This window comes from Holtiella tumoricola (assembly GCF_027857615.1).
GTDB lineage: Bacteria > Bacillota > Clostridia > Lachnospirales > Cellulosilyticaceae > Holtiella > Holtiella tumoricola.
Window position 1 is genome coordinate 84,722 of record NZ_JAQIFT010000049.1, and the last position, 26,455, is coordinate 111,176.

Annotated in this window: 23 protein-coding genes; 19 read left to right on the forward strand and 4 right to left on the reverse strand. The window is 35.4% G+C overall.

Annotated elements, in window-relative coordinates; translation table 11 throughout:
* The first annotated feature begins 106 nt into the window (after nt 1-106).
* The 12 genes from PBV87_RS14175 (at nt 107) to PBV87_RS14230 (ending at nt 11,478) form a co-directional block, all read left to right on the forward strand.
* Nucleotides 107-2,239, forward strand: a complete 2,133-nt coding sequence (locus PBV87_RS14175; protein ID WP_271012685.1) for a polyribonucleotide nucleotidyltransferase — start codon at nt 107-109, stop codon at nt 2,237-2,239.
* A 154-nt stretch (nt 2,240-2,393) separates the two neighbouring features.
* A complete protein-coding gene (locus tag PBV87_RS14180) occupies nt 2,394-3,101 on the forward strand; it encodes an AzlC family ABC transporter permease (RefSeq protein ID WP_271012686.1) in 708 nt (235 codons plus the stop codon).
* The gene (locus tag PBV87_RS14185; RefSeq protein WP_053983884.1) at nt 3,101-3,397 is read left to right on the forward strand and encodes an AzlD domain-containing protein; all 297 of its coding nucleotides are present in this window, start codon (nt 3,101-3,103) and stop codon (nt 3,395-3,397) included. The genes PBV87_RS14180 and PBV87_RS14185 overlap by 1 nt, the downstream gene beginning before the upstream one ends.
* Nucleotides 3,398-3,400: 3 nt before the next feature.
* Nucleotides 3,401-4,024: a GNAT family N-acetyltransferase gene (locus PBV87_RS22925; protein ID WP_198524886.1), complete on the forward strand. Its 624-nt coding sequence runs from the start codon at nt 3,401-3,403 to the stop codon at nt 4,022-4,024.
* 135 nt (nt 4,025-4,159) lie between these two features.
* Nucleotides 4,160-5,551 carry an NCS2 family permease gene (locus tag PBV87_RS14195; protein WP_053983882.1) on the forward strand — a complete coding sequence of 464 codons (1,392 nt, stop codon included), beginning with the start codon at nt 4,160-4,162 and terminating at the stop codon, nt 5,549-5,551.
* 306 nt (nt 5,552-5,857) lie between these two features.
* The gene (locus tag PBV87_RS14200; protein WP_271012687.1) at nt 5,858-6,289 is read left to right on the forward strand and encodes a DUF1893 domain-containing protein; all 432 of its coding nucleotides are present in this window, start codon (nt 5,858-5,860) and stop codon (nt 6,287-6,289) included.
* Nucleotides 6,290-6,441: 152 nt separating this feature from the next.
* Nucleotides 6,442-7,827: a stalk domain-containing protein gene (locus PBV87_RS14205; RefSeq protein ID WP_271012688.1), complete on the forward strand. Its 1,386-nt coding sequence runs from the start codon at nt 6,442-6,444 to the stop codon at nt 7,825-7,827.
* 68 nt (nt 7,828-7,895) lie between these two features.
* Entirely contained in the window at nt 7,896-8,480 is a 585-nt protein-coding gene (locus tag PBV87_RS14210; protein ID WP_271012689.1) for a hypothetical protein, read from the forward strand.
* A 149-nt stretch (nt 8,481-8,629) separates the two neighbouring features.
* A complete protein-coding gene (locus tag PBV87_RS14215) occupies nt 8,630-8,806 on the forward strand; it encodes a hypothetical protein (RefSeq protein WP_271012690.1) in 177 nt (58 codons plus the stop codon).
* A 92-nt stretch (nt 8,807-8,898) separates the two neighbouring features.
* Entirely contained in the window at nt 8,899-9,822 is a 924-nt protein-coding gene (locus PBV87_RS14220) for a nucleoside hydrolase (RefSeq protein WP_271012691.1), read from the forward strand.
* A 160-nt stretch (nt 9,823-9,982) separates the two neighbouring features.
* Nucleotides 9,983-10,867, forward strand: a complete 885-nt coding sequence (gene rbsK, locus PBV87_RS14225) for a ribokinase (RefSeq protein WP_271012692.1) — start codon at nt 9,983-9,985, stop codon at nt 10,865-10,867.
* 227 nt (nt 10,868-11,094) lie between these two features.
* Nucleotides 11,095-11,478: a hypothetical protein gene (locus PBV87_RS14230; protein ID WP_053983876.1), complete on the forward strand. Its 384-nt coding sequence runs from the start codon at nt 11,095-11,097 to the stop codon at nt 11,476-11,478.
* A 15-nt stretch (nt 11,479-11,493) separates the two neighbouring features.
* Here the strand turns inward: PBV87_RS14230 and PBV87_RS14235 are convergent, their stop codons facing one another.
* Complete coding sequence (locus tag PBV87_RS14235) at nt 11,494-12,171, reverse strand: Crp/Fnr family transcriptional regulator (RefSeq protein ID WP_271012693.1); 678 nt, start codon at nt 12,169-12,171, stop codon at nt 11,494-11,496.
* A 243-nt stretch (nt 12,172-12,414) separates the two neighbouring features.
* On the opposite strand from PBV87_RS14235, the gene PBV87_RS14240 reads away from it, so the two are divergent.
* The 3 genes from PBV87_RS14240 to PBV87_RS14250 all read left to right on the forward strand — a co-directional run bounded on the left by PBV87_RS14240 (nt 12,415) and on the right by PBV87_RS14250 (nt 17,146).
* Nucleotides 12,415-13,908: an SLC13 family permease gene (locus PBV87_RS14240; protein ID WP_053983874.1), complete on the forward strand. Its 1,494-nt coding sequence runs from the start codon at nt 12,415-12,417 to the stop codon at nt 13,906-13,908.
* Between the two features lie 46 nt (nt 13,909-13,954).
* Complete coding sequence (locus PBV87_RS14245) at nt 13,955-15,823, forward strand: aryl-sulfate sulfotransferase (RefSeq protein ID WP_271012694.1); 1,869 nt, start codon at nt 13,955-13,957, stop codon at nt 15,821-15,823.
* A 285-nt stretch (nt 15,824-16,108) separates the two neighbouring features.
* Nucleotides 16,109-17,146 (forward strand): sialidase family protein, encoded by a 1,038-nt coding sequence (locus PBV87_RS14250; protein WP_271012695.1) that lies wholly within the window; start codon nt 16,109-16,111, stop codon nt 17,144-17,146.
* A gap of 66 nt (nt 17,147-17,212) precedes the next feature.
* Here the strand turns inward: PBV87_RS14250 and tkt are convergent, their stop codons facing one another.
* The 3 genes from tkt to PBV87_RS14265 are packed head-to-tail and all read right to left on the reverse strand — an operon-like array spanning nt 17,213 to nt 20,883.
* Complete coding sequence (gene tkt / locus PBV87_RS14255; RefSeq protein WP_271012696.1) at nt 17,213-19,192, reverse strand: transketolase; 1,980 nt, start codon at nt 19,190-19,192, stop codon at nt 17,213-17,215.
* Nucleotides 19,182-19,844 (reverse strand): fructose-6-phosphate aldolase, encoded by a 663-nt coding sequence (gene fsa, locus PBV87_RS14260; protein WP_271012697.1) that lies wholly within the window; start codon nt 19,842-19,844, stop codon nt 19,182-19,184. The genes tkt and fsa overlap by 11 nt, the downstream gene beginning before the upstream one ends.
* 22 nt (nt 19,845-19,866) lie before the next feature.
* A complete protein-coding gene (locus tag PBV87_RS14265; RefSeq protein ID WP_271012698.1) occupies nt 19,867-20,883 on the reverse strand; it encodes a LacI family DNA-binding transcriptional regulator in 1,017 nt (338 codons plus the stop codon).
* Between the two features lie 321 nt (nt 20,884-21,204).
* On the opposite strand from PBV87_RS14265, the gene araA reads away from it, so the two are divergent.
* From araA to PBV87_RS14285, 4 genes are all read left to right on the forward strand, one after another.
* The gene (araA, locus tag PBV87_RS14270; RefSeq protein ID WP_271012699.1) at nt 21,205-22,686 is read left to right on the forward strand and encodes an L-arabinose isomerase; all 1,482 of its coding nucleotides are present in this window, start codon (nt 21,205-21,207) and stop codon (nt 22,684-22,686) included.
* 12 nt (nt 22,687-22,698) lie between these two features.
* Entirely contained in the window at nt 22,699-24,336 is a 1,638-nt protein-coding gene (locus PBV87_RS14275; RefSeq protein WP_271012700.1) for a ribulokinase, read from the forward strand.
* A 2-nt stretch (nt 24,337-24,338) separates the two neighbouring features.
* Nucleotides 24,339-25,037 carry an L-ribulose-5-phosphate 4-epimerase gene (locus PBV87_RS14280; RefSeq protein WP_053983866.1) on the forward strand — a complete coding sequence of 233 codons (699 nt, stop codon included), beginning with the start codon at nt 24,339-24,341 and terminating at the stop codon, nt 25,035-25,037.
* A 170-nt stretch (nt 25,038-25,207) separates the two neighbouring features.
* On the forward strand, nt 25,208-26,359 hold the full coding sequence (locus tag PBV87_RS14285) for an AI-2E family transporter (RefSeq protein ID WP_271012701.1): 1,152 nt from the start codon (nt 25,208-25,210) through the stop codon (nt 26,357-26,359).
* Nucleotides 26,360-26,455 lie beyond the last annotated feature (96 nt).

A 26,455-nucleotide genomic window follows, 5' to 3' on the forward strand; every position in this document is an offset into this window, starting at 1 on the left:
AGACGCATACTTATTGTGCAATGTTACAAATCTTTAAGTGCTTAAAGATTTATAAGATTGCGCAAGCGATGTGAGATGCCTCAAGATAATCGAAAGGGGTATTGTTATGGTAAAAAATTATTCAACTACATTAGCAGGTAGACCACTTAAAGTGGAAATTGGCAAAATGGCTGGTCTTGCAAATGGTAGTGCATTAGTAAGTTATGGTGAAACAACTATTTTAGCTACAGTAGTAGCAAGTGATGAACCAAAAGAAGGGATTGACTTTTTCCCTCTTAGTGTAAACTATGAAGAAAAGTTCTATGCAGTAGGAAGAATTCCAGGAGGATACATTAAACGTGAGGGACGTCCATCAGAACGTGCGATTCTTACATCACGTGTTATTGACCGTCCAATGCGTCCACTTTTCCCAAAAGATTACCGTAATGATGTTGTTATTACAACAACTGTTATGTCTGTAGACCAAGATTGTAGTCCAGAAGTAACAGCTATGATTGCAGCTTCACTTGTTGTAGATATTTCAGATATTCCATTTGCAGGTCCAGTAGGTTCTGTACAAGTTGGTTTAGTAGATGGAGAACTCATCATCAACCCAACTTCAGCTCAAAGAGAAGTAAGTGACCTTGCTTTAACTGTTTCATCAAGTAGTACAAAAGTTATGATGATTGAAGCTGGAGCAAATGAAGTAGCAGAAGATCTTATGTTTGATGCAATTATGAAAGCACATGCAGTAAACCAAGAAATCGTTCAATTTATTAACGAGATTAAAGCTGACTGTGGTAAAGCTAAAAAAGATAATTATACAACATGTACAGTACCAGCAGATATTCAAAACGAAATCATTGCAATGATTGGTGATGAACGTATGGAAACTGCTGTATTTACAGATGATAAACAAGTTCGTGAAACACAACTTAAAGCAATTAAAGATGAAATCATTGAAAAATTAACAGCAGAAGGTAAAGAAGAACATTTAGCTCAGCTTGGTGAAGTGTTCTACAACTTCGAAAAGAAAACAGTACGTCGTATGATCTTAAAAGAACATAAACGTCCAGATGGTCGTGCATTAGACGAAATTCGTCCACTTGCAGCTGATATCGATTTAATTCCACGTGTACACGGATCAGGTATGTTTACTAGAGGACAAACACAAGTATTAACACTTACAACACTTGGACCTTTAGCAGATACACAAACATTAGATGGTTTAGATGAATTAGAAGTATCTAAACGTTATATGCACCACTATAACTTCCCACCTTACTCAGTAGGTGAAGCCCGTTCACCACGTGCACCAGGCCGTCGTGAAGTAGGTCATGGTGCCCTTGCAGAACGTGCACTTTTACCAGTATTACCATCAGAACATGAATTCCCATATGCAATTCGTACTGTATCAGAAGTATTAAGCTCAAATGGTTCTACTTCTCAAGCAAGTATTTGTGGTTCATCACTTTCTCTTATGGCAGCAGGTGTACCACTTAAATCAGCAGTTGCAGGTATTTCAGTAGGTCTTGTAACAGGTGAGTCAGATGAAGATTTCGTAATGCTTACAGATATCCAAGGCTTAGAAGACTTCTTTGGAGATATGGACTTTAAAGTAGGTGGAACACATAAAGGGATTACAGCTATTCAAATGGATATGAAAATCCAAGGGTTAACACCAGAAATTATTCGTCAAGCATTTGAACAAACAAGAAAAGGCCGTTTATATATCTTAGATGAGATTATGACACCTGCTATTGCTGCACCACGTACAGAACTTTCTGAGTATGCACCACAAATTATTCAAATCACAATTAACCCAGAAAAGATTAGTGAAGTAATCGGACCAAAAGGTAAAATGATTAATAAAATCATTGATGAAACAGGCGTTAAAATTGATATTGAAGATGATGGACGCGTATTTATCTGTGGTACAGATGCGGATAAAACTGCTCGTGCAATTGAAATCATTCAAGGGATTGCAAAAGATATCGAAGCAGGAGAAGTATACAACGGTAAAGTTGTAAGGCTTATGAACTTTGGTGCCTTTGTAGAACTTTTACCAGGTAAAGAAGGCCTTGTACACATTTCTCAGCTTGCACATGAACGTGTAGAAAAAGTTGAAGATGTGGTAGCTGTAGGTGATATGATTCAAGTTAAAGTTATTGAAATTGACAAACAAGGTCGTATCAATCTTTCAAGAAAAGTTTTACTTGAAAAACCTAAACGTGAAGAAACTGTTACAGAAGAAAAATAGGCATAAAGTATTAAACTTTAGCATAGAGTAGGATAGTTGTACAATATAGGGCTGTTGTAAAAAGTTCACTTGATGTAGTGAACTTGCGACAGCCCTCTATTCTGTCTTAAAATAAACTAATGAAAAGGCCATATTTACTTTGGGGAGTAGAAAAATGGATAATAAAGAACGCTTTACTTTGGGACTTAGAAAGGCTATGCCAATAGCATTAGGCTATTTCCCAGTATCATTTACATTTGGAATTATGGCAGCCTCAGGGGGATTAAGTCCTCTTATGGCTGTCCTCATTTCCATGACAAACTTTACATCAGCAGGGCAATTTGCAGGTACTCAATTAATGCTTATAAGTGGGCCTCTTTTAGAGATTGCTGTAACTACATTTGTGATTAACATTCGCTATATGCTGATGTCTCTTGCCATTAGCCAGAAACTTGCACCTATGAGATTAGGAAAAAAATTAATTTTAGCTTTTGGAATTACAGATGAAACGTTTGCACTTGCGTCACTTGAGAAAAAAGAAATACCTTTTTTACATATGTTAGGGATTATTGTAGGACCTTATATAGGATGGGCATTAGGTACCTTTTGTGGTGCCTATGCATCATCTTTACTACCAATGAGTATTCAACAAGCTATGGGAATCGCTTTATATGCTATGTTTATCGCCCTTATTATACCAGGTATGAAGAAAGCTAAGGCAGTATGCTATGTCGTGCTTTTGACAATCGGGTTGAGTTTATTATTCCATTTTATGCCTTTTATTAGGCAATTAACGGATGGTTGGAAGATTATCTTTATTACCATTATAGGAAGTGGTATAGGGGCATGGTTATTTCCAATTAATGAGGAGGATTTTACATAATGTACATATTATTAGCGATTGGAGTGATGGCTCTTGTAACCTATTTACCAAGAGTTATTCCCCTAATCTTAATGAAAAAGAAAATACAGTCCAAATTTGTGCAATCCTTTTTATACTATGTGCCCTATACTGTTTTAGCTGCAATGACTTTTCCAGCTATTTTTAATTCGACAGGAAGCTTATTAAGTGGTATAGTAGGTGCAGGGATAAGCATAGGCCTTGCGTATTTGGGTGGAAGTTTACTTCAAGTGTCTATTGTGGCTGTTATTGCAGTCTATATTATGAATCTATTTTAGAAGGTGAATGTTATTTTAATTAGGATTAAACAAAACAACTTAACTAGAAAACGTATGGCACATTTATTTGCGGATGCGTTTTATGATGATCCTCTTTATGTTTATATCTTTCCCGATGATAAAACAAGGTTAGAGGCTTTAGAAGTTTTCTTTAAGATGTATTTAGATGTATTAGGTAAATATGGTGAGTTAGTGACAAATTCAGAAGATATGACAGCTGTAGCCTATATTTATTATGAAGAACGCTTCAAAAGTAAATCACTTTATTACAAAGATTTATTTTTGGCTTCATTAAGGTTAACAGATTTTTTACGATATGTTAAAGTACGTGATGTTTATCGTATGTTAAAAACAGTTCATCACTTATCGTCCGAATGGATTCATCATAATGTAGAAGGGAACTACATACATTTGGACTTATTAGCTGTTCAAAGAGAATATCGTGGACTTGGAAAAGCAAAGGCACTTGTGGATTATGCAATACAAGAAGCCAAGCTTAGAAACTTGCCACTTACATTAGAGACACAAAATGCAAAGAATATTAATTTATATAGACATTTTGAGTTTGAAACAGTAAAAGAGATTAGTTATGAAAATATGGTACAATATTGTATGATACGAAAGTAGAAGGTTGTTGCAGATAAGCAGCGGCCTTTTTTATTTTGTAAATTTGCAAAAAATTTAGTTTAACAAGTTGTCCTTACGGTCTAAACCTATAACACTTTCAATATATATGAAGTGAATAGAGATTGGAGGGATATTATGGAGAGGTTTTTTAAGCTTAAAGAAAATGGTACAACAGTAAAGACAGAGATTTTTGCAGGAATAACCACTTATTTGACTATGGCTTATATTCTATTTGTTAACCCTATGATTTTATCTCAAACGGGTATGGATCAAAAAGCTGTCTTTATGGCCACCATTTTGGCAGCGGTTATAGGAACCTTAGTAATGGGATTAGTTGCTAATGTACCTTTTGCGCAAGCACCAGGGATGGGACTTAATGCAATGTTTACATTTACAATTGTGTTTGGTTTAGGATTCACTTGGCAACAGGCATTAGCAATGGTCTTTATATGTGGGCTTATTAATATTGTCATTACGGTGACAAAAGTACGAAAAATGATTATCAATGCGATTCCAACCTCTTTACAATATGCTATTTCTGCGGGAATTGGACTTTTTATTACTTATATTGGGCTTAAGCAAGCACATTTCATTACCTTTTCTGCCAGTGCATCAGATTGCATAACGAGCGGAGATTCTAGTATTTATATTAATGTACAACACGGATTAACAAACTTCACCGATCCTATTGCGTTGCTTGCATTAATTGGTCTTGTATTAACGATTATTTTATTACTCCTTAAGGTTAATGGGGCAATCTTATGGGGCATTTTAGGTACAACGATTATAGGTATATTTATGGGTGTAACACAAGTAGGAAATTTAAGTGGCATGAGTTTTGAAATACCAAGTATAGCGCCAACTTTCTTAAAACTAGATTTTGCAGGATTATTTAGTGAACCTGGTAAATTCTTTTTAGTTTTTTCAACGATTTTTGCTTTGTCTTTATCTGATACATTTGATACGATAGGTACATTTTTAGGAACAGGACGTAAAGCTGGTATTTTTGATGAAAAAGATGAAGAGGTCTTTAAAAAAGGTCATAGTTTTTCTTCTAAACTTGAAAGAGCGCTTTTTGCGGATGCAACAGCAACTTCTATTGGTGCACTTTTAGGAACAAGTAATACAACTACTTATGTAGAAAGTGCGGCAGGTATTAGTGTAGGTGGTAAGACGGGATTAACTTCTGTTGTGGTAGCTTGTTTATTTTTACTTTCTATCTTTATTAGTCCGATAGTAGGCATTGTGCCTGCAGCGGCTACAGCACCAGCCCTTATTGTAGTGGGTATTATGATGAGTGAATCTTTAGCAAAAATAGCATGGCATGAATTTGAGGTTGCAGCACCAGCTTTCTTTACATTCATTTTTATGGCATTTACAGGTAGTATTACTAATGGTATCGCAATAGGATTTATTTGCTATTGTATTTGTATGGTAGTTAAAGGTAAAGCTAAAAAAATACATCCTATTATGTATATTGTAACCCTATTGTTTATCTTAAATATGGTGATTCAAGCATTTATGTAAAAATAGATGAATAGATTAACGATATAATAATTAAAAATCATAGATTAAACTACATGAAATAAGTATTTATTAACTTGTAAAATAGAGTATGAGTAAGCCCCTAGAGCAAATAGATCTGCTGTAGGGGCTTTATGCATTGAGTAGAATCAATCTTTTAGAGGATAGGATTGTTAAAGGAGTGGCGTTGCAGTAAATCAGATTTATTTATAAAAAGAGTATAGAAAACATTAAAAGATTAGAGTAGAGTATATAGTATAAGAAAAAAATATAGATGCAAGAGCATAGCTATAGAATAAGGAGATAAGGATGACACGTGAAGCACTTAAGACATTATTGAATGAACAAGAAGCAAGTTGTATACTTTTTGAAAATGGACAAATGATTATGAACTCTTATGAAAAGGGTGTTTTGCCTTTATGGCGTTATATAACAGAGTGTGAAAGCCTTCCAGAAGGAATATTAGAAGTAGCTGATAAAATGGTAGGACGCGCAGTAGCTTATTTACTGATTTATTTAGGTGTAAGCAATGTTTATACCAAAGTCATTAGCAAGACAGCACTAGAAGTATTGAGCCGTTATGCAATGACAGTACATTATGATGAAGTTGTACCTTATATTTTAAATCGTACAAAAGATGGTCAATGTCCGATGGAAGCAGCACTTGAGCAAGTAGGTGTTGAACAAGAAGCTTTTAAGATTATTGATCAGTTTGTAAAAAGAAGGTTAGGCATAGCTTAGAACATAAAAAGGAGTGAATAAATGTAAATAAGATATAAAGATAAATAAATTTGTGAGAGTAAATACAAGAAATAATATAAAGATGGATATAAAATTAAGTTCGAAAAAAGTTTCAAATAAAAAGGTAAACAGCAAATTTTAGGAGGCAATAGATGAGAGGAAATAGAATGCTTATACATAAAAAGGTAGCCTGTGGCTTACTTGGGGCTACAATGCTTTTAAATCAGCAGTATAGGGTTTATGGACAACCTTTGCCAGAGGATATTGTTGTAGAGGGTGTCAAAGTAGAGTTTGATGCTACAACAGGTGTACCTATAACCATAGAGGGACGTACACATGTACCACTACGTCTTATGGCAGAAAGGTTAGGGTATAAAACAGGATGGGATGCTCTAGCAGGAAGAGTAACAGTAGAGGATGGGAATAACCATATGTCTCTACAAATAGGAAGCCCAAAGGCAACCATCAATGGCAAACAAGTATATATTGATGAGAGAGAGGGTGTGCCTGTATATTCCACGACAGCAAGTTTAAGAAATGATAGAACTTATGTACCTTTACGGTTTGTAACAGAAAATCTAGGTTGTGAAGTGAACTTTGAAAATGGGATTACTTATATTACAAATAAACAAGAAGCAGAAGGTCCAATTGATCCATGGCGTTATCAAGGGTTATTAGGACAAGGGATGGATGTAGACTGGTCTAAAACGGAACAAGGACGTAAGTCTTATAATAAACAAGCTGCACAAGACTTTAAAGATGCAGGGGTTAGCCATGTACGCATTAGAATAAAAGATGAAGCAGATGAAGAACTCTTTAAAAGCTTAGATCAACAGATAGAAGATTGTCTTGAAGTAGGTTTAATACCTATCATTGCATATCAAGCGGATGAATTTAAAAATGAACCAAGTGAGAAGAATATTAAAAAGGTGATAAAGTGGTGGGAAACCGTTGCTAAGCGCTATCAAGATGTTTCTCATCTTCTTTCCTTTGATTTACTTATTGAAGCAACAGATGCACTAAATAAGCAACCAGAGAAATTAAATGAAATTTATGAGCGTATTGTAGCAACTATTCGTCAAACAAATCCAACAAGGATTATTATGATTTCACCAAGATTACGTTCGGATGCGGCGTACCTAAGTGAACTTAAAATACCATCAAACCATAATGGCTACTTAATGGCAGAGTGGCATTTTTATGCTTCAGGACCGAGTAAGACCAACGAGCGTAAGCTATGGACCATAGGAACAGAAGAAGAAAAAGTGCTTATCAATGAAAAGATTGATTTAGCACTTGAATGGCAACAATCAACAGGTATACCAACATGGGTAGGTGCTTGGATGCCAGGTAACTATAATGATGGAAATGATTATACCATTCATGAACAAGTAGTCTTTGCAACATATATAAGTGAACAATTAATAGAGGCAGGCATACCTTTTGCAGTGAATTCAGATACGAAGTTCTATGATAGAGAAACCAATGCATGGGTAGAAGAGATGCTACCAGTAAGAACATCTATTTATAAGAAATAGAATTTTTAGGAGCAAATTGGAAAAAGAGAGCATATATTGATGGTATCAAACATCATGGAGGTCTCAAAATGCAACGTCATAGTCAACAATCAATGCAATCTGGACTAGGATTAGGAAGTATTTTGATAGCTGGTCTTGTTTTCAGAAGTATGACACAAGCTTCACAAAAAGAAGAAAGTGAAGTAGTAGAGAATGAGCAATCAGAAAGTATAGATGTAGTAGTAGATGAAGAACCTGTTGAAAGAGTAGTAGAAATGCCCATAGGTATGCCAAATCCTATTATAGAATACGCAACGTTAGAAGAACTTGAGGCTGCATTACCTTTCACATTAAAGTTACCTACTATTCCGAGTGACTATATGATGAGTAGTTTTTCAACTATAGATGGGCATATAGCACAAGTGGTATATACAAGTTCTACCAATGAAATCACTTATCGTATGGCTGAAGGTACACAGGACATCAGTGGAGATTATACGGATTATCCACTAGAAGAAGATGTGGATAGTAAATGGGATGAGGTTACATTAAAAGGTGATTCTAGTGGTATTTATTTAGCCGTATGGACAGATAGTACTTATACTTACTCCATAAGGAGCCAAGAGGCATTAAATGAACAAGAAATGATGGATTTAGTTGAAAGTATAGGATAAGATGAGGACTTAAGTAAGTGAGATCATTTACTTAAGTCCTTATTCTATGAGTTAGAAATTAGAAAATTTAATGGAGACAAGAAGATTTTTGGTCTAGAACAAGAAATTATGTAATAGCTATTAATATGGAAAATAGAGGAGATGGGATCATGATTAAGTGTAGATTAAAAGAATTTGTGACCTATTATATTCATTCTATGTTAAAAGCCTATAAGCTAAGAGATTATTTAGCTTGCAAAAAGAATATTTCAAAAGAAGAAGCCAATCAAATGTGGTATGCTTATATGGGCATTTTAGCACAGGGAAATGATTGGACGAATGTATAAAAAAAGTGATAGAATAGAGAATAAAAAGATACAATGAAAAGAATGAAGTGTTTAAAGATAAATTCAATTAAGATAAGAAAGAGGAAAAGATAATGAAGGCCCTATCAGTGATCATAGATACCGATCCAGGAGTAGATGATTTTGTAGCACTTATGCTAGCAAAACAAAATCCACAATTAAAGATAGAAGGGATTACAACCGTAGCAGGAAATTTAGGAAGTGATAAGGTTACACAAAATGCTTTAAATATTGTTAAATTCCTAGAATTAGAAGCACCTGTTATACGCGGTGCACGATCACCTTTGGGACATTCACTTGAAAGTGCAGAAGCTTTTCATGGAGAAGGTGGGTTAGGTGGTGTTAAATTACCACAATCTAATCAAAAATGTATTGAGCAGTACGCATGGGACTTTATCTATGAAAAAGCAGTAAGTTTAAAGGGTGAATTAGAAATTATTGCACTAGGGCCGTTAACTAATCTTGCTAAGGCACTAAAAAAGTATCCTGATTTATCTCAACATGTTAAGACGATTACATTTATGGGTGGCTCCACTGGAAGAGGAAATCGTACACCTTTTGCAGAATTTAATATATGGGCAGATCCACTAGCTGCTCAGATCGTATTCGAGTCAGGAATTCCTCTCAAAATGGTAGGATTAGATGTAACAACAAAAGGTGTTTTAAATGAAACCAACATGAATAAGTTATTAGAATATGAACATCCTTATAAAGAGGTTGTGAAGCAGTTACTACATTTTTTACAACAACTCAGTAAGCAAATGGGAAAGGATACAGTTATGCTTCATGATGCATTAGCTGTAGCTAGCGTGATTTGCCCCCCATTATTAACGTATACAGCCTGTTATAGTGAGGTAGAGATACACGATGAAAAGTACAGAGGGCAAACACGTATAGACTTAGAACATGTAACCAGGAAGCAGCCTAATGTAGAGGTAGCTATAGCGGTTGATACCCCTAGATTTATTCATTTACTTGAAGAAATGTTAAAGTATTAAATATAAAGAAGGGCTGATAGACGTTGAAGGTTATCAGCTTTTTCTTATGAACTTTATTAAATCCCAATAGACTTTAAATGAAGAGTGATGAAGTATGATAAAATATAAATCACGTAAAAGGACAAAAATAAAGCAGATGAAATGCAAAAGGAGATTAAATATGATTGTAGTGGTAGGTAGTTTAAATATAGATTTAGTTGTGGAAGTAGAGAGAAGACCGGAAAAAGGTGAAACCTTATCAGGACGTGACTTTCATACATTTCCTGGAGGAAAAGGAGCTAATCAAGCAGTAACTATTGGAAGGTTAGGCGAAACATGTGCAATGCTTGGATGTATTGGACAAGATACGAATGGTAAGTTAATGTATGAGGTGCTTCAAAAAGAGGGCTTAGAACTTGCGTATCTTAAGCAAGTAGAGGGACCAAATGGTGTAGCTGTTATTACACTCAGTGAACAAGATAATAGTATCATTGTTGTACCAGGAGCCAATCAATCTGTAACAGTAGACTATATAGAAGCCAATCGTAAGATAATAGAAGCAGCTGATTTAGTTGTTACTCAGTTGGAGATTCCATTAGAGGCTGTATGCTATTTAGGAGAAATGACTTCTAAAAAAGGCATTCCACTTATTCTAAATCCAGCACCAGCACAGGTCTTACCCAAAGCACTTATTGAACAATGTACGTACTTAACACCTAATGAGCATGAATGCAAAATATTATTTGGGCAAGAAGAATCTCTTGAAGCATGTCTTAAAAAGTATCCCAATAAATTAATTGTTACCCAGGGTGCACAAGGGGTAAGTTTTTATGATGGGAAAGAAGTGGTTAATGTACCTGCTTATAAGATGGAAGTAGTAGATACAACAGGTGCAGGAGATACCTTTAATGGTGCACTTGCATATCAATTAGCACAAGGAACAGGATTAAGGGAAGCTATTGATTTTGCAAACTTGGCAGCGGGCCTGTCTGTAACCCAATTAAGTGCACAAGGTGGTATGCCAACTTTAGAACAAATAAAAGCTTATAGAAACAATGTAAAATAAGTAAAAAGATACCTCACAAAAAGGCCAAAATATAAAATTGAAATATCTAATTAAATATGATATTTTATAAAAGTATATAAAAATATTGTGACATCTAAAAAGCATAGGTAAGACTTAGATATAAACGAATGCATTGGATTTATAGCGTTGTATAGAGGGATACAAAGTAAGGGGCAAAGCTTTAGAACTTATAAAAAACCAAAAAAGAATGTAGAAGGGGAGATTAAATGAAGGATATAAAGTTAACACAAGTGTTAGGGATTATAGGGATACTCTTATGGGCGGTGACCATTTTTTTAAGAGAGACGAGTGTAAGCGCAATAAGTGGAGTGGGTTTTATACTAGGTGTGATGCCAAACTTTGCAGCAGTATGGTTCTTTGCTAGTTGTGTTTGTCAAGTGTATGAAACCTATTATAAAAAAGCATTTACGTTAAAATCTATGATGATAACTCTTGGATGTATTTTTATAGGGGCATTAGGATCTGAAATTGTTCATGATCTGTTTTTAAATAGTCCATTTGATGGATATGATATACTGGTAACCATTATAGCAATAGTTCTCTTTGCAGGAGCAGACTACATACAATTAAAAAAGTCCTTAAGCTGTTAAGCTTTGAGGACTTTTTTAATATTGAAGGATTTTTTTATTTTGAGCATAATCCATAAGGGCCTCTTGATCAAGAATTTTGATGGAGTGGCCTAATTTTTTTATAATACCCTCATCTTTAAAACTACCAATAATTCTAGCTACGGTAATATGATGAATGCCTAAGTACTTAGAAAGCTCAGGATAGTTAAATTCTTTATGTAATATAAAATCACCATTTACTTCTTCTGCAAGAGAGAGCAAGGTAAAGGCAATTTTTGAAGCCGCATTACTTTCTTGAGCGGTATAGAAATGTTTAAGCAAATTTCTAGAAGTATTAGCCATGGAAAGCATAATAAATTTTAAGATTTGTGGATAAGTTTGCATGAGTTCAAAAATATGCTCTTTTTCAAGACGATATACCGTGCAGTTACTTTTGGCTTTAAGAAGAAAGTAAGCTTCAGAAGTTGTATCTTGTTCATGAGTATATTCTAAAAAGGCTGGAGTAAAACCAATGATAGAACCTGGTTTGAGATAATGATAAATATGTTCTTTGCCAGAATCTTTAAGGCTCATCAAGGCGCAAAGGCCATCAGTTAGGCAGTAGATGGCATCAAGATTATCGTAACCATCATAAAAGATATGGCCTTTGGGGAGTTTTTGAAGCGTACCTGCATTACAGAGAATTTGAAAATGTTCATGGTCAAGTTGTTTCATAGCATACCTCCTGAGGTAAAGATGTTGAAAATAAATTAACAAAATAAAAATATAGCATACGTTTTGTTTTGAATAAATAGGTTGCATACAATGCACAAATAAAATTTTAAAACTATCTTTATTATAACGTAAATAGCTATATAAAAATATATTTTTGTTAAAAAAATATAAAATATTAGCGTGGACTAATCGTAAAAACAAAACTATATGATATTATTTTAACAAATAAAGGAGGGAGCAAATATGTCGAAGGAAGCTGTTCTAGAGGTAAAGGGTGTAGCAGTCGAAACAAAAAGTAAAGTAGATGTGATGTACTTATGTCATTGTTCTATAGGTTTATTATTCATGTTTGGCTTTGGGTATTTATCACCTATCGATCCGATTACACCAATGGGAATGAAAATATTAGGGATTTTCTTAGGACTTATTTATTTATGGACAACAGTAGATACTGTATGGCCAAGTTTATTAGGGCTCGTAGCCATTGCACTAACAGGATTTATGCCGATGAATAAAGCATTTGCTGAATCTTTTGGGAGTAACCAAATTATTTTAGTTGTAGGGATCTTGGCACTTGTAGGTGCAATTAATGCAAATGATATTTGTAAATACATAGGTAGATGGTTCGTAACACGTAAAGTTATTAATGGTAGACCATGGGTATTTACGTTTATGATTTTTATGGGTGTATATATTTTAACCATATTAACTTCTACAGATACAGCCATTTTCTTATTCTGGCCAATACTTTATGGACTTTTTAAAGATATTGGATATAAACCAGGTGATCAATATGCAACCTTAATGATTGTTGGTGTTGTTATGGTCGGACTCTTTGGATTTGCGGCAATGCCATTTAGAGGGATTGTACTTTTAATGCTTACAAACTTTGAAGCGTTATCAGGTATTGCCATTAATCAACTTTCATACTTAACCATTTCTCTTATATTAGGGTTGGTACTTATTGTAGGTCTTGTACTTGTGTTTAAATATATTTTCCGTCCGGATATTACCTTATTAAAATCCGTACGTACAGAGTTATTTGAAAAAGAAAAACTTCCGCCTATGAATTTAAGACAAAAGATGTTAGTCGGTGCACTTATTATCTTTATGGCAGGGATGTTCCTACCTAACCTTTTACCAGAAGGGTTATGGATTAAAAACATCTTAAATACATTAGGGCCTGCAGGTTTTGTAACACTTCTTGTAGCCTGTTTAGCACTTATTCGTATAGAGGGAAAACCTTTATTACCATTTGCTCAGATTATGAATAGAGTCATGAACTGGCCAATGGTATGTATTATTGGAACAGCACTGGTTATTGGTTCTGCTTTAACAAGTCCAGAAACAGGAATTCGAGACTTTTTAACCAATGTTTTCTCAGGTATTGTAGCAGGTAAAAGTCCTATTATGATTATGGTGATCTTCGTAATTATTGCACTGATTGCAACAAACTTTAGTAATAACTATGTTATTGGAGTTATCTTACTTACAATTTCATCATCTCTAGCAACAACAATGGGCTTTAATCCAATTCCTGTAGCTATGCTCATTATCTTTACTGTACACATTGCAAGTGTAACACCTGCAGCATGTCCTTATGCAGCTATTTTACATTCCAATAAAGAATGGGTAAAAACTAATGAAGTTTATAAATACACTATCGCAATGTCAGCCTATGTATTACTTGTATTACTCGTTTTAGGTGTGCCACTTGCTAATTTAGTTATAGGTTAGAAATTAAATAAATTTTAAAAGGGTTATGAAAAAAGGAGCGATAAAAATGGCAGTAGAAATGATAAAAAGAGAACATCTTATTCATAGTCAATATGAAAGTGAACAAGCAATGCTTGCTGAATTTGAACAAGGTCATTATACTTATGACCAGCCTTATGTGAAGTTAAATCCTTATCATGTTGTGCCTTTAGCAGCAGTAGTAGCTTTTAAGACAGAGGAACCAGTAGCTGTAACAGTTGCAGTAAAAGGTAAAGAAGAAGCAGGTACAATCAGTCATACCTATGAAGCAGCAACAACTCATGTTCTACCTGTACTTGGACTCTATGCAGACTATAACAATACGGTTGAAATCACACTTGCAACAGGAGAAGTTCATTGTTTCAATCTTCAAACAGAACCTCTTCATGCAATGGCATTAAAACCAACTAAAATTGAAACAACAAGTGCTTATATGAAAGATAATTTAATGTTTATCAGTCCAACAGGTAAAGCTTATTGTGCAGCTTATGATTACCAAGGTGAATGCCGTTGGTACTTAGCAGATACCTTTGTATTTGATATTAAACGCATTAAAAATGGACACTTTTTAATTGGTTCAGAACGTTTCTTAGAAAAACCTTATACAACAACAGGTGTTGTTGAGATGGATATGGTAGGGAAAATGTATAAAGAATTCCGTTTGCCAGGAGGTTACCATCATGACCAACTTGAGATGGAAGATGGTAATATTATGATCCTTACTCAAGACTTTGAAAGAGGAACCATTGAAGATCTTTGTGTACTTGTAGATCGTAACACAGGAGAAATCATTAAAAAATGGGATATCCAAAGTGTATTACCACAAGAAGTAGGTAAATCAGGAAGCTGGACACCACACGACTGGTTCCACAATAATGCAGTATGGTATGATAAGAAAACAAATAGTTTATCTTTCTCAGGTAGACACCAAGATGCGATTATTAATGTGGATTACGATACCTGTAAGCTTAATTGGATTCTTGGTAATCCAGATGGCTGGCCACAAGAAATGGTAGAAAAATATTTCTTCACACCAGTTGGTGAAAACTTTGATTGGCAATATGAGCAACATGCATGCCTTATTACACCAGAAGGGGATGTGATGTGCTTTGATAACGGTCAATACCGTGCAAAACGTAAAGAAGACTATATTAAAAATGGTGATAACTTCTCAAGAGGTGTACGCTACAAAATTGATACAGACAAGATGACAATTGAACAAGTATGGCAATACGGAAAAGAGCGTGGGTCAGAGTTCTTCTCACCTTATATTTGTAACGTAGAATATTATGCAGATGGACATTACCTTGTTCACTCAGGTGGTATTGTAATGGAAGACGGTAAACCAACTGAAAGTCTTATGAAAAGTGCAGTGTCAACAGAAAATAATGTAACACGTAATGCTATTACAGTTGAAATTCTAAATGATGAAGTCATGTTTGAAATGCAAGTACCAAGTAACTACTACCGTGCAGAAAAAATGCCACTTTACCACAATGGTGCAAATTTAGAGCTTGGAAAAGGTGAAATTCTTGGCACATTAGGGACATCAGAAGAATTCTTAACAGAAATTCCTGATCTTAAAGATGAAGGCAATAGTGTACCAGAAAAGTACAAAGCACACTTTGCAGAAGAAATAGACCGTATCGTATTTAATGCAGAATTTGCAAAAGGTCAATTAGTTATGCTTCTTTTAGAAGGCGCAGACAAAACTTATCAATACTATGTGCCAACAACAGAAAAAACATTTACAGCAATCTGTGTAGCAAGCTTCCAAACAGACCTTAAACGTGCCATTCAAATGAATGTAATGAAAGAGGGCGTAAAAGGGGAATTTAATATTGCAGTCGTAATTGATGATGAAAAATTCCAAACAGGTTTAACTGTAACTTTCTAAAAAATGAGTAAGGCAAGTGATACATAATAAATAGCTATTAACTTAAATGAATAGAAGAGTTCTAAAACTAAAGTAAGATAAAGTTTTAGAGCTCTTTTTGTCATTAAGAAGTATAGGCTTATAGGTGAACAAGATTAAAGCTTGGACATAAAGTAAGGCCAATTAGAAAAGCGATAAGGAAAATTTAATAAGTAAAAAAACAGAGTGGAAAAAGTAAAATTTTAGTGTTAATATTTAAATAGCAGTACAAAATTATAATAAGACTTATACGAAGGGAAATTTGAGATGAAGGTAGAATGTACCACTTATTTGACAGCTAATGAAAATTTTGATTCGAAGTATTTTAGAATACCATTTTGTGAAGTAACCAATCATAATGTTTTAATCGCTGGGGGTGATATTCGTTATAATGGTTCTAGTGATGTAGACAATATTGATATTGGAATACGTAGAAGTTTAGATTTAGGCAATACTTTTTTAGAAGAACAGAAAGTACTATGTAATCAGCGTAGCGTAGAAAAATCGAGAATATTAGATGCTTGTATTTTAGTGGATAGACAAACAAATCGTGTCTTTATCTTTGGACATAACGTAGATAGTAATGCATTATGGGAACATACAAAGGAACCTAGTGCAATAGAAGCTTATATGGTATATACCTATTCAGATGATGATGGGGCAACATGGGCTCCGAAAAGAAGTCTGGCACACTTAAAGGATGAGACAATGGTAAGCTTTTTCCCAGCTCCAGGTAAAGGCATACAAATGGAAGATGGAACGTTAGTTGTACCTTGTCAAATTAAAACCAATGAGCAGGAGGTGCCCTCTATTCAATCTTGCATTATGATTTCAGAAGATGGAGGTAATACATGGGCGTTCCCAGGAGGAAGAGTAGAGGCGTTTTCTTCAGAATGCCAGGTTGTAGAGTTAGATTCAGGTATATTAATGCTTAATTGTAGAAGTTATGCCAGCTACAGAAGAGTTTATCTAAGCTACGATAAAGGGAAAACATGGGTACCTCATGAAACGGATAGCCATGTTCTTGTAGAACCTTATGCTTGCCAAGGAAGTTTTGATAAGATAACTGTTGATGGACAACCCCTTTATATATTTGTCAATCCAAACTCTAAGGAGAAAAGGGAAAAAATTACTCTAAAAGTTTCTAAGGATACGATCAACTGGCAAGAGCATGTCATGTTGGTAGAGGAGGAAACAGATGGTTATACGTGTATTTGCCATTTAGATCATCTACTTTTTATTGCCGTTGAAAGACGAGGTAATATTGAACTCTATAAAGTAGAAATGAACTGTTATAAGTCTTAAATGAAAAGAGCTCTCTAATGCTAGAATTTTAATCTAGCATTAGAGAGCTCTTTATTTATTTTACCGTTAAGCTTGTAAGTAAGCTTTAACTTGTTCAACGATATTTTCTACGCAGAAACCATGTTTCTTGAAAATTAAATCAGCAGGTGCAGATTCACCAAAAGTATCAAGAGAAATAATACGACCATCTAAACCTGTATAGCGGTCCCAGCCAAAGGAAGTAAGGGCTTCTACAGCCAGACGTTTACGATTAGATGTTGGCAAAATACTTTGCTTATAATTTAATGGTTGTTGCTCGAATAAATCCATAGAAGGCATACTGATGACACAAGCTTTAATATGTGCTTCGTCAAGAAGTGTAGCAGCTTTTTCAATGAGTTGTACTTCTGAACCAGTAGCCATTAAGAGGATATCTGCTTCATTTGGTGTATATGAACCAATAACATAAGCACCCTTTTTAGCTTCTTCACCACTATTTGCAAGGTAAGGTAGGTTTTGTCTTGAAAGGACAATACTAACAGGTGCATCTTGGCTATTCATGGCATACTCCCAAGCTGCAATGGTTTCTTTTGCATCAGCAGGGCGGAAAGTAATCATATTAGGCATACTACGTAACATTGCAAGGTGTTCAATGGGTTGATGTGTTGGTCCGTCTTCGCCAACCCCAATACTATCATGAGTCAGAACATAGGTAACAGGTAAATGCATGAGTGCAGAAAGACGCATCGCATTTTTCATGTAATCACTAAAGACAAAGAAAGTGGAGCAGAAAACTTTTAAACCACCGTATAAGGCCATACCATTAGCAATAGCGGCCATGGCATGTTCACGAATACCAAAGTGGAGGTTATGTCCTGTGTAATCCTCAGCACTAAAGTCTCCTTTATTAGCCATATATGTCTTCGTTGAAGGTGCAAGGTCAGCAGAACCCCCAATAAAGTTAGGAACACGTTTAGCAAGTTTGTTGATTACTTCATAAGAGGCTTGGCGTGTAGCAAGAGATTTTGAAGGATCACTATAGTTGGCATAAAGATCTTCTAAGCTATAAGAAGTAGGGGTGTGCCAGTCTTCCCATTCTTTAGCGAGTTCAGGATATTCGGCTTTATAAGCTTCAAAATTCCAGTTCCAATTGGCTTCTTTTTCGTAGGCAGTTTGACAAAAGGCATCCATATCCTTACGAAGTTCGTCACTCACGTAGAAGTCTTGGACCGGAAGTCCTAAGTCTATCTTCATTTGAGTAATATTGTCTTTTCCAAGAGGTTCACCGTGTGCACTTGCTTTACCTACTTTTTGTGCACAACCATATCCAATTTGTGTCTTAATTTCAATAAAACTTGGTTTGTCTTTTGTAGCTTTTGCCTGGGCGATGGCTGAAGAAATAGCAGCTGTATCGTTACCATCTTCTACAAGTTGAGTGTGGAAGCCTTGCGCTTCCATGCGACTACGTACGTTTTCAGTAAAGGCAAGAGAAGTAGAGCCTTCAATGGTAATATTATTTGAATCGTATAAAACGATTAATTTATCAAGTTTAAGTGTACCTGCAAGAGAAAGAGCTTCATAAGAAATCCCTTCCATAAGGCAGCCGTCACCTACAAGGGCATAAGTATAATGATCAACAATAGGGAAGTTAGGACGGTTAAAGTGAGCTGCCATATGTGCCTCGGCCATAGCAAAACCAACAGCAGATGCAACGCCTTGACCAAGAGGACCAGTGGTCATCTCGACTCCTTTTGTATGGGCATATTCAGGGTGACCTGGTGTAAGAGAATTTTCTTGACGGAAGTTTTTAAGATCCTCAGTTGTAAGCCCGTAGTCAAAAAGATGTAAGGCAGCATAAAGGAGGGCAGAACCATGTCCTGCTGATAAGATAAAGCGGTCACGGTTAGGCCATTTAGGATTGTGAGGATTATGGTTCATGTGTTCTTGCCATAAAGTATACACAATAGGTGCAGCACCCAGTGGTAAGCCAGGGTGTCCAGAGTTTGCAGCTTGAACAGCATCAGCAGCAAGGGCACGAAGGGTGTTAATTGCTTGATTATTTCTCATTGTTAAGTACCTCCGTAAGACCAGCCCAGTCAGCCATAAATCTTTCGATCCCTGCTGTAGTAAGTGGGTGATTCACCATTTGTTTAATAACACTATAAGGAACAGTTGCAATATGTGCACCCGCTTTAGCCGATTCTAATACATGAATAGGGTTACGTACACTTGCTGCTATAATTTCAGTTGTTATTTTATGTGTTTCAAAGATTTCAGCAATATCCTTAATAAGAACATTTCCATCAAAACCAATGTCATCAAGGCGTCCAACAAATGGACTTACATATGTAGCACCTGCACGTGCAGCAAGAAGGGCTTGGTTTGCAGAAAAGACAAGGGTAACGTTTGTTTTGATATTTTTGCTAGAAAGGATTTTGGTTGCTTTTAGACCTTCTAAAGTCATTGGGAGTTTGATAACGATATTTGGATGAATGCTAGCAAGTTTAAGTGCTTCTTCTACCATACCAGGTGCTTCAAGTGATAAAACTTCTGCACTAATAGGACCATCTACAATAGTTGTAATCTCTTTAATCACTTCTTCAAAAACAAGACCTTCTTTTGCAATAAGTGAAGGATTCGTTGTTACCCCACAGATCACACCTAATTCATTGGCCATAGCAATATCTTTTGTATTCGCAGTATCAATAAATAACTTCATAATAAAACCTCCTAAAATTTGATTAATTAAATGAGTTAAAGCTTTCTCTAAGAATAATTTTGTGTGGTACAGTCACTTTTAAAGATTCTGTACGTTCACCGGAAATACGTTCTAGTAAAAGTTTGATACCTATTTGCCCCATAAGTTCAGTATAGATTTTTATAGTAGAAAGCGTAGGCGAAGTGTACTGAGAAGTTGGAATATCGTTACAACCAATGATTTTTATATCTTTAGGTACAGATAGACCCGCTTCATTAATGGCACGTAAGGCACCAATAGCAAGGGTGTCACTAGCAGCAAATATACAAGTTGGTAAATGATCCTTACAAGACTTTAATAATTGTCCCATAAGGGTATAACCACTATGAAAGTCGAAAGAGCCAATAAGAACATAGTCAGGATTATAAAGTCCTATTTTAGTTAAATAATCCTTAAAGGTTTGTTCTCTTTCATCTTCTAGGGGTGTATTAGAAAAGGGCAGTATTTCATGTCCTCCAATAAAACCAATCCTAGTATGACCTTTGTCTACAATATGTTGTAAGACATGAAGGGTAATATTCGTAAAATCAGCTTTTACGCAGTCATAATCAAAATGTTGTTCATTGGAATGAATAAACACAATATGGGGTGCGTATTTTTTAAATTGCTCAATGTGTGCGTCAGGAAATTTCCCTAAAACAATAAGTCCATCTAATGACACTTGTGGGAAGTTAGCCTCTAAAGTGTCAGAATTAAAGATTTTAATCAGTTGAATAGCATGGGTGTTACAAAGTTCTTCAATTCCCATACGAATAGAAATAAAGTAAGGGTCATTAAGCTCTTGTAGCTCGTCGAACCAATGGACCAAGCCCACAGTATAAGAGGATTGGTCATCTTTTTTAGAACGAGAAGGTTTTTGATAAGAGACAAGTTCCGCCGTTTCAAAGATGCGTTTACGTGTTTCTTTAGAAACGCTAATCGTTTCATCATGATTAAGAACACGAGATACAGTAGCAGGGGAGACACCACACATTTTTGCGAGTTCTCGTATGGTAGCCATAATGTACTCCTTTCGTAGTAAACTGTTTGATAAACTAAATGGTAAACAAAAAATATATTAAAGTCAATAAAGAATAATGGAAAAATAGAGATAGATAATGTGTGAACTAAACAAAAAGGTTGAAAATAAAGGGTTTAAAACTTGAAAAATAAATTTAACATGATAAAAAGAGAAATATAACTATATAAATCAACGTTTAAGTATAATCGTACAAATAAATATAAAAATTTATGAAATTTGTATTGAATATTAAAAATAGATATGATAAATTAGTAAACAAGAAGTAAACAATAAGAATGAAAATGAATAAGGAGCGATAAAATGAGTAAACAAAAAATATGGTTTATTACAGGAAGTCAACATCTTTATGGTGAAGAATGTTTAAAACAAGTTGCAGAAGATGCAAAATATATTGTAGAGTCACTGAATCAATCTTCACATATTTCATTAGAGATTGTATGGAAACCTACAGTGACAACACCAGAACAAATTAGAGATACATGTATGGCAGCAAGCAATGATGAAAGTTGTGTAGGGGTTATTACTTGGATGCATACATTTTCACCATCAAAAATGTGGATTAACGGATTAAAATTGCTTACAAAACCTATATTACATTTACATACACAACGTAATCAAGCGATTCCATGGGAAAGCATTGATATGGATTTTATGAATTTAAATCAATCAGCTCATGGGGACCGCGAACATGGATTTATCTATACACGTATGGGCATTAACCGCAAAGTGGTTGTTGGTTACTTTGAAGAAGAACGTGTACAACAACAAATTGGAAAATGGGCACGTGTTGCAAAAGCAGCAAGTTTAGGACACCTTCTTAAAGTCGCAAGATTTGGTGATAACATGAGAGAAGTAGCTGTTACAGAAGGTGACAAAGTAGAAGCACAAGTAAAATTCGGATGGTCTATTAATGGTTATGGCGTAGGTGATTTAGTAGAAGAAATGAATAAAGTAACAGAAGAAGACCTTGCTAAACTCATTGAAGTATACAAAGCAAACTATACTTTTGCTGCAGACTGTCAAGAAGGTACACCATTTTTTGAAAATGTAAAAGAGCAGGCAAAAATGGAGATTGCTATGGAACGTTTCTTAGAGGCAAATGAGTGCAGTGCCTTTACAAACACATTCCAAGACTTACATGGTATGAAACAATTGCCAGGGCTTGCAACACAAAGACTTATGGAAAAAGGTTATGGCTATGGTGGAGAAGGGGACTGGAAAGTAGCAGCCTTAACACGTGTTATGAAAGTAATTGCAGATAACAAAGGGACATCGTTTATGGAAGACTATACTTATAACCTAGTAAATGGTGAAGAGATGGTACTTGGTGCCCACATGCTTGAAGTATGTCCAACCATATCTAGTACAAAACCACAAATTGAAGTACATCCACTTAGTATTGGAGATAAAGAGCCACCAGCACGTTTAGTGTTTAATGGTGGAAAAGGGGAAGCTGTATGTGCATGCCTTATTGATATGGGAGGCAGATTCAGATTGATTATAGCAGAAGTAGAAGGGGTGGCAGTTGAAAAAGATATGCCTAAGTTACCTGTTGCACGTACATTGTGGAAACTTAAACCTTCTATGGAAGTAGGGGCTACAGCTTGGATTTTGGCAGGTGGCGCTCACCATACAGTATTCTCATATGAAGTAACAGCCGAAGATTTAGTAGATTGGGCAGAAATGATGGATATTGAGTATGTAGTCATTAATGATAAAACAGATATACTTTCTTTCAAACAAGCATTAAAAACCAATGAATTACTCTGGAAACTAAGATAAGGAGTGGAGAATATGGATAAAAAATATGTTATCGGTATTGATTACGGCAGTGACTCATGTAGAGGTGTTATTGTAGATCCAATGAGTGGTAAAGAATTAGCAAGTCATGTTTTCTACTATCCAAGATGGAAGCAAGGATTATATTGCAATCCTGCAAAAGCACAGTTTAGACAACATCCATTAGACTATGTAGAAGGGCTTAAAACAGTAATCAAGGAAACTGTAAAAGTAGTAGGTCCTGAAGTTGCACAAAATATTGTAGGCCTTAGTGTAGATACAACAGGTTCTACACCATGTGCAGTAAATAAAGAAGGAACACCTTTAGCACTTCTTCCTGAGTTTAGCGAAAATCCACATGCTATGTTTATCTTATGGAAAGATCATACAGCGACTAAAGAAGCAAGTGAGATTAACCACTATGCAAAAACATGGGGCGGAATTGACTATACACAATATATAGGAAGTGTTTACTCTTCAGAATGGTTTTGGGCTAAAATTTTAAAAACCCTTAGGGAAGATCAAGCGGTAAAAGAAGCAGCTTATAGCTGGGTTGAACACTGTGATTGGATACCAGCACTTTTAACAGGTGTTAAAGATGCGGATCAGATTAAACGTAGTCGTTGTGCTGCAGGTCATAAAGCCATGTGGCATCAAGCGTATAATGGTCTTCCAAGTGAAGCATTCTTTGCAGGGATTGATCCACTTTTAGCTGGTCTTCGTGGAAGATTGTTTGAAGATACCTATACAGCAGATGAAGTAGCAGGTGTGATCGCCCCTGAATGGGCTGAGGCATTAGGTTTACCACAAGACGTAAAAGTAGGATGCGGTGCATTTGATTGCCATATGGGGGCTGTAGGAGGAAATATTCGCCCTAATGCCCTTGTTAAAGTAATGGGAACTTCTACTTGTGATATCTTAATTGAGAATATGGATGTGATGAAAGATACATTAGTTGAAGGGATCTGTGGTCAAGTAGATGGATCTGTTATTCGTGGCATGCTTGGAATGGAAGCAGGGCAATCCGCTTTTGGTGATGTGTATGCGTGGTATAAACGTCTTTTAGCATGGCCTCTTCAAACTGTAGAACCAGAAAAACGTGAAGAAATTGAAAGTAAGTTACTTGTAGAACTTGAAAAAGCAGCAAACGAGGTAAATCCATTAGAAAGTGGTGTGATGGCCATTGACTGGATGAATGGAAGACGTACACCTTATGCCAATCAGAATTTAAAAGGCGCTATTTTAGGCATTCATTTAGGCACAGAAGCACCTCATATCTATCGTGCGCTTATTGAAGCAACCGCATATGGTGCACGTGCCATTGTTGAACGCTTTAGAGCATGTGGTGTAGCCATTAATGAAGTCATTGCTATTGGTGGTGTAGCAAAGAAATCAGCACTTAATATGCAAATTGTAGCTAATGTATTAGGTATGCCAATCAATGTATGCGAGTCGGAACAAGCAGTAGCCTTAGGTGCATCTATCTTTGCATCTGTTGTTGGAGGCATTTATGGCAATGTGGAAGAAGCACAACGTCATATGGCGAGCCCAACAGAAAAAGTTTATTTGCCACAACCTGAAATGGTAGAAGTTTATAATAAACTTTATGAAAAGTATCTAGAAGTTGGAACGTTCATTGAAGGGAGCATGTAAAAATGTTAGAAAAGCTCAAACAAGAAGTATGGGAAGCCAACTTAGACCTTCCTAAACAAGGTCTCGTTGTTTATACTTGGGGTAATGTGAGTGGGATTGATAGAGCGACAGGACTTGTAGTCATCAAACCAAGTGGTGTAGAATACGACCACCTTAAAGTGGAGGATATGGTTGTTGTAGATTTAGAAGGCAATGTGGTAGAAGGAACATTAAATCCTTCCTCAGATACACCAACACATCTTGAAATCTATAAAGCATTCCCTGAAGTTGGAGGAGTTGTGCATACACATTCTTCTATGGCAGTAAGCTTTGCACAAGCAGGTAGATCCTTACCTGCTATGGGTACTACACATGCAGACTATTTCTATGGTGCTGTACCATGTACACGTGCTATGACACCTGAAGAAATTGCAGGAGAATATGAAAAAGAAACAGGTAAGGTGATTGTGGAAACCTTCAAAGATATTCCTGCCTTAGAAGTACCAGCTGTACTTGTAAGAGAACATGGTCCTTTTACTTGGGGAAAAACACCTGCTGATGCAGTGTATCATTCAGTTGTACTTGAAGAAGTAAGTAAAATGGCTTTCCATACAGCTTTACTAGCTCAAGATATGGCCAATATGCAACAAGCATTACTAGATAAACATTTCTTAAGAAAGCATGGAAAAAATGCTTATTATGGTCAAAAACAAATCAGCTAATCAATAAAAAGATATGCAGGTCCTCCTATAAAAATGGGAGGATCTTTTTCATTTTGTAGAAGCCTATTTCTCCTGCTTTGTTTCATATGCCCACTTTAAAAAAGAATAGGTTAATTTTACTTTATAGTATATAATGTATAAGTATTCATGAGGAAAGGACATAAAAGGACATGAAAGAATGGCTAGCAAAGTATAAAAAGTACGTAGAACAAGGTATATTTTTGCTCATTATGATAGTACTTGTATTTGGGATTTATACGTTGTTTAAAAATGGGAAGATCATTACACAGGTTGTAACCAGTGGAACGGGGAGATTTTTAGATGTTATATCACCAATTATATATGCTTTTGCCTTAGCATATATATTGTATCGTCCGATGAAATTTATTGAAGGAAAATTAACAACGCTTATAAATAAGTGTTGTAAAGATAAGTCATTTAAAGGGATAGAGCTGGGCGTAAGACTTTTAAGTATTGTGATTGTCTTTGTAATAGTAGGCGCATCACTTATGCTTCTTATCCATTTTCTAGTGCCACCAATTGTAGAGAATGTACAAAAGCTTCTTAGAAGTAATCTACAACTGGGAGAACCTTTTAAAACAGCATTATTAGAACTTAACCATACTTTAGAAAATGCTAAAAGTGATTTCAATGTGTTGATTCAGTCGAAAGACTTTATTCTAACATTAGCAGGCTATGTAGGTAAAGTTATAGGAAACTTAGGTGGGGCAGTCATTGACTTTGTTGCCACATTAATCCTAACCTTCTATTTCTTAAAAGATAAAGAACGTTTATTTAAGGCAATGGATCGTTTTGGAGATGTCATCTTTTCACCTAAAATAAAAAAATATGTACAAGTCGCACTTGGGGATATAGATGAAATTATAGGTGGTTTTATTGTTGGAACCCTATTAGCGGGAATAATCGTAGGTGTGATTTCAACGGCACTCATGCTCATGATCGGTCATCCTTTTGCTGTACTTATTGGAACAGTGGCAGGGATTACCAATATGATTCCCTATGTAGGCCCACTAGTAGGTGCAGTGCTTGCTTTAATCCTTGGATTATTAGACAGTGTATCCTTAGGGGTAACAGGATGTATTTTATTACTACTTTATCAACAAATTGATGGGAATTTTATTGAGCCTAAAGTAGTAGGAGATAAAATTGGTTTACCACCTGTGTGGATTTTAATTGTAGTGATCATAGGTGGCAGTTATTATGGCGGTATGGGAATGATTTTATCAGCACCCGTTGCTGCACTGATTAAAATTTATATTGATCGTATTTATGAATATAAGAAAAATAGAGCCTCTCAGTAAAATGAGAGGCTTATTTCTTTGTTAAAAATAGATAGATAAAGTTAAAATTAGTTTAAATAGATTGAATGATAAATAATAATCATATATTTTAGAGCG

Coding starts and splice junctions, on each gene's coding strand:
- PBV87_RS14175 (WP_271012685.1), top strand. CDS start 107: ATGGTAAAAAATTATTCAACTACATTAGCAGGTAGACCACTTAAAGTG.
- PBV87_RS14180 (WP_271012686.1), top strand. CDS start 2,394: ATGGATAATAAAGAACGCTTTACTTTGGGACTTAGAAAGGCTATGCCA.
- PBV87_RS14185 (WP_053983884.1), top strand. CDS start 3,101: ATGTACATATTATTAGCGATTGGAGTGATGGCTCTTGTAACCTATTTA.
- PBV87_RS14195 (WP_053983882.1), top strand. CDS start 4,160: ATGGAGAGGTTTTTTAAGCTTAAAGAAAATGGTACAACAGTAAAGACA.
- PBV87_RS14200 (WP_271012687.1), top strand. CDS start 5,858: ATGACACGTGAAGCACTTAAGACATTATTGAATGAACAAGAAGCAAGT.
- PBV87_RS14205 (WP_271012688.1), top strand. CDS start 6,442: ATGAGAGGAAATAGAATGCTTATACATAAAAAGGTAGCCTGTGGCTTA.
- PBV87_RS14210 (WP_271012689.1), top strand. CDS start 7,896: ATGCAACGTCATAGTCAACAATCAATGCAATCTGGACTAGGATTAGGA.
- PBV87_RS14215 (WP_271012690.1), top strand. CDS start 8,630: ATGATTAAGTGTAGATTAAAAGAATTTGTGACCTATTATATTCATTCT.
- PBV87_RS14220 (WP_271012691.1), top strand. CDS start 8,899: ATGAAGGCCCTATCAGTGATCATAGATACCGATCCAGGAGTAGATGAT.
- rbsK (WP_271012692.1), top strand. CDS start 9,983: ATGATTGTAGTGGTAGGTAGTTTAAATATAGATTTAGTTGTGGAAGTA.
- PBV87_RS14230 (WP_053983876.1), top strand. CDS start 11,095: ATGAAGGATATAAAGTTAACACAAGTGTTAGGGATTATAGGGATACTC.
- PBV87_RS14235 (WP_271012693.1), bottom strand. CDS start 12,171: ATGAAACAACTTGACCATGAACATTTTCAAATTCTCTGTAATGCAGGT.
- PBV87_RS14240 (WP_053983874.1), top strand. CDS start 12,415: ATGTCGAAGGAAGCTGTTCTAGAGGTAAAGGGTGTAGCAGTCGAAACA.
- PBV87_RS14245 (WP_271012694.1), top strand. CDS start 13,955: ATGGCAGTAGAAATGATAAAAAGAGAACATCTTATTCATAGTCAATAT.
- PBV87_RS14250 (WP_271012695.1), top strand. CDS start 16,109: ATGAAGGTAGAATGTACCACTTATTTGACAGCTAATGAAAATTTTGAT.
- tkt (WP_271012696.1), bottom strand. CDS start 19,192: ATGAGAAATAATCAAGCAATTAACACCCTTCGTGCCCTTGCTGCTGAT.
- fsa (WP_271012697.1), bottom strand. CDS start 19,844: ATGAAGTTATTTATTGATACTGCGAATACAAAAGATATTGCTATGGCC.
- PBV87_RS14265 (WP_271012698.1), bottom strand. CDS start 20,883: ATGGCTACCATACGAGAACTCGCAAAAATGTGTGGTGTCTCCCCTGCT.
- araA (WP_271012699.1), top strand. CDS start 21,205: ATGAGTAAACAAAAAATATGGTTTATTACAGGAAGTCAACATCTTTAT.
- PBV87_RS14275 (WP_271012700.1), top strand. CDS start 22,699: ATGGATAAAAAATATGTTATCGGTATTGATTACGGCAGTGACTCATGT.
- PBV87_RS14280 (WP_053983866.1), top strand. CDS start 24,339: ATGTTAGAAAAGCTCAAACAAGAAGTATGGGAAGCCAACTTAGACCTT.
- PBV87_RS14285 (WP_271012701.1), top strand. CDS start 25,208: ATGAAAGAATGGCTAGCAAAGTATAAAAAGTACGTAGAACAAGGTATA.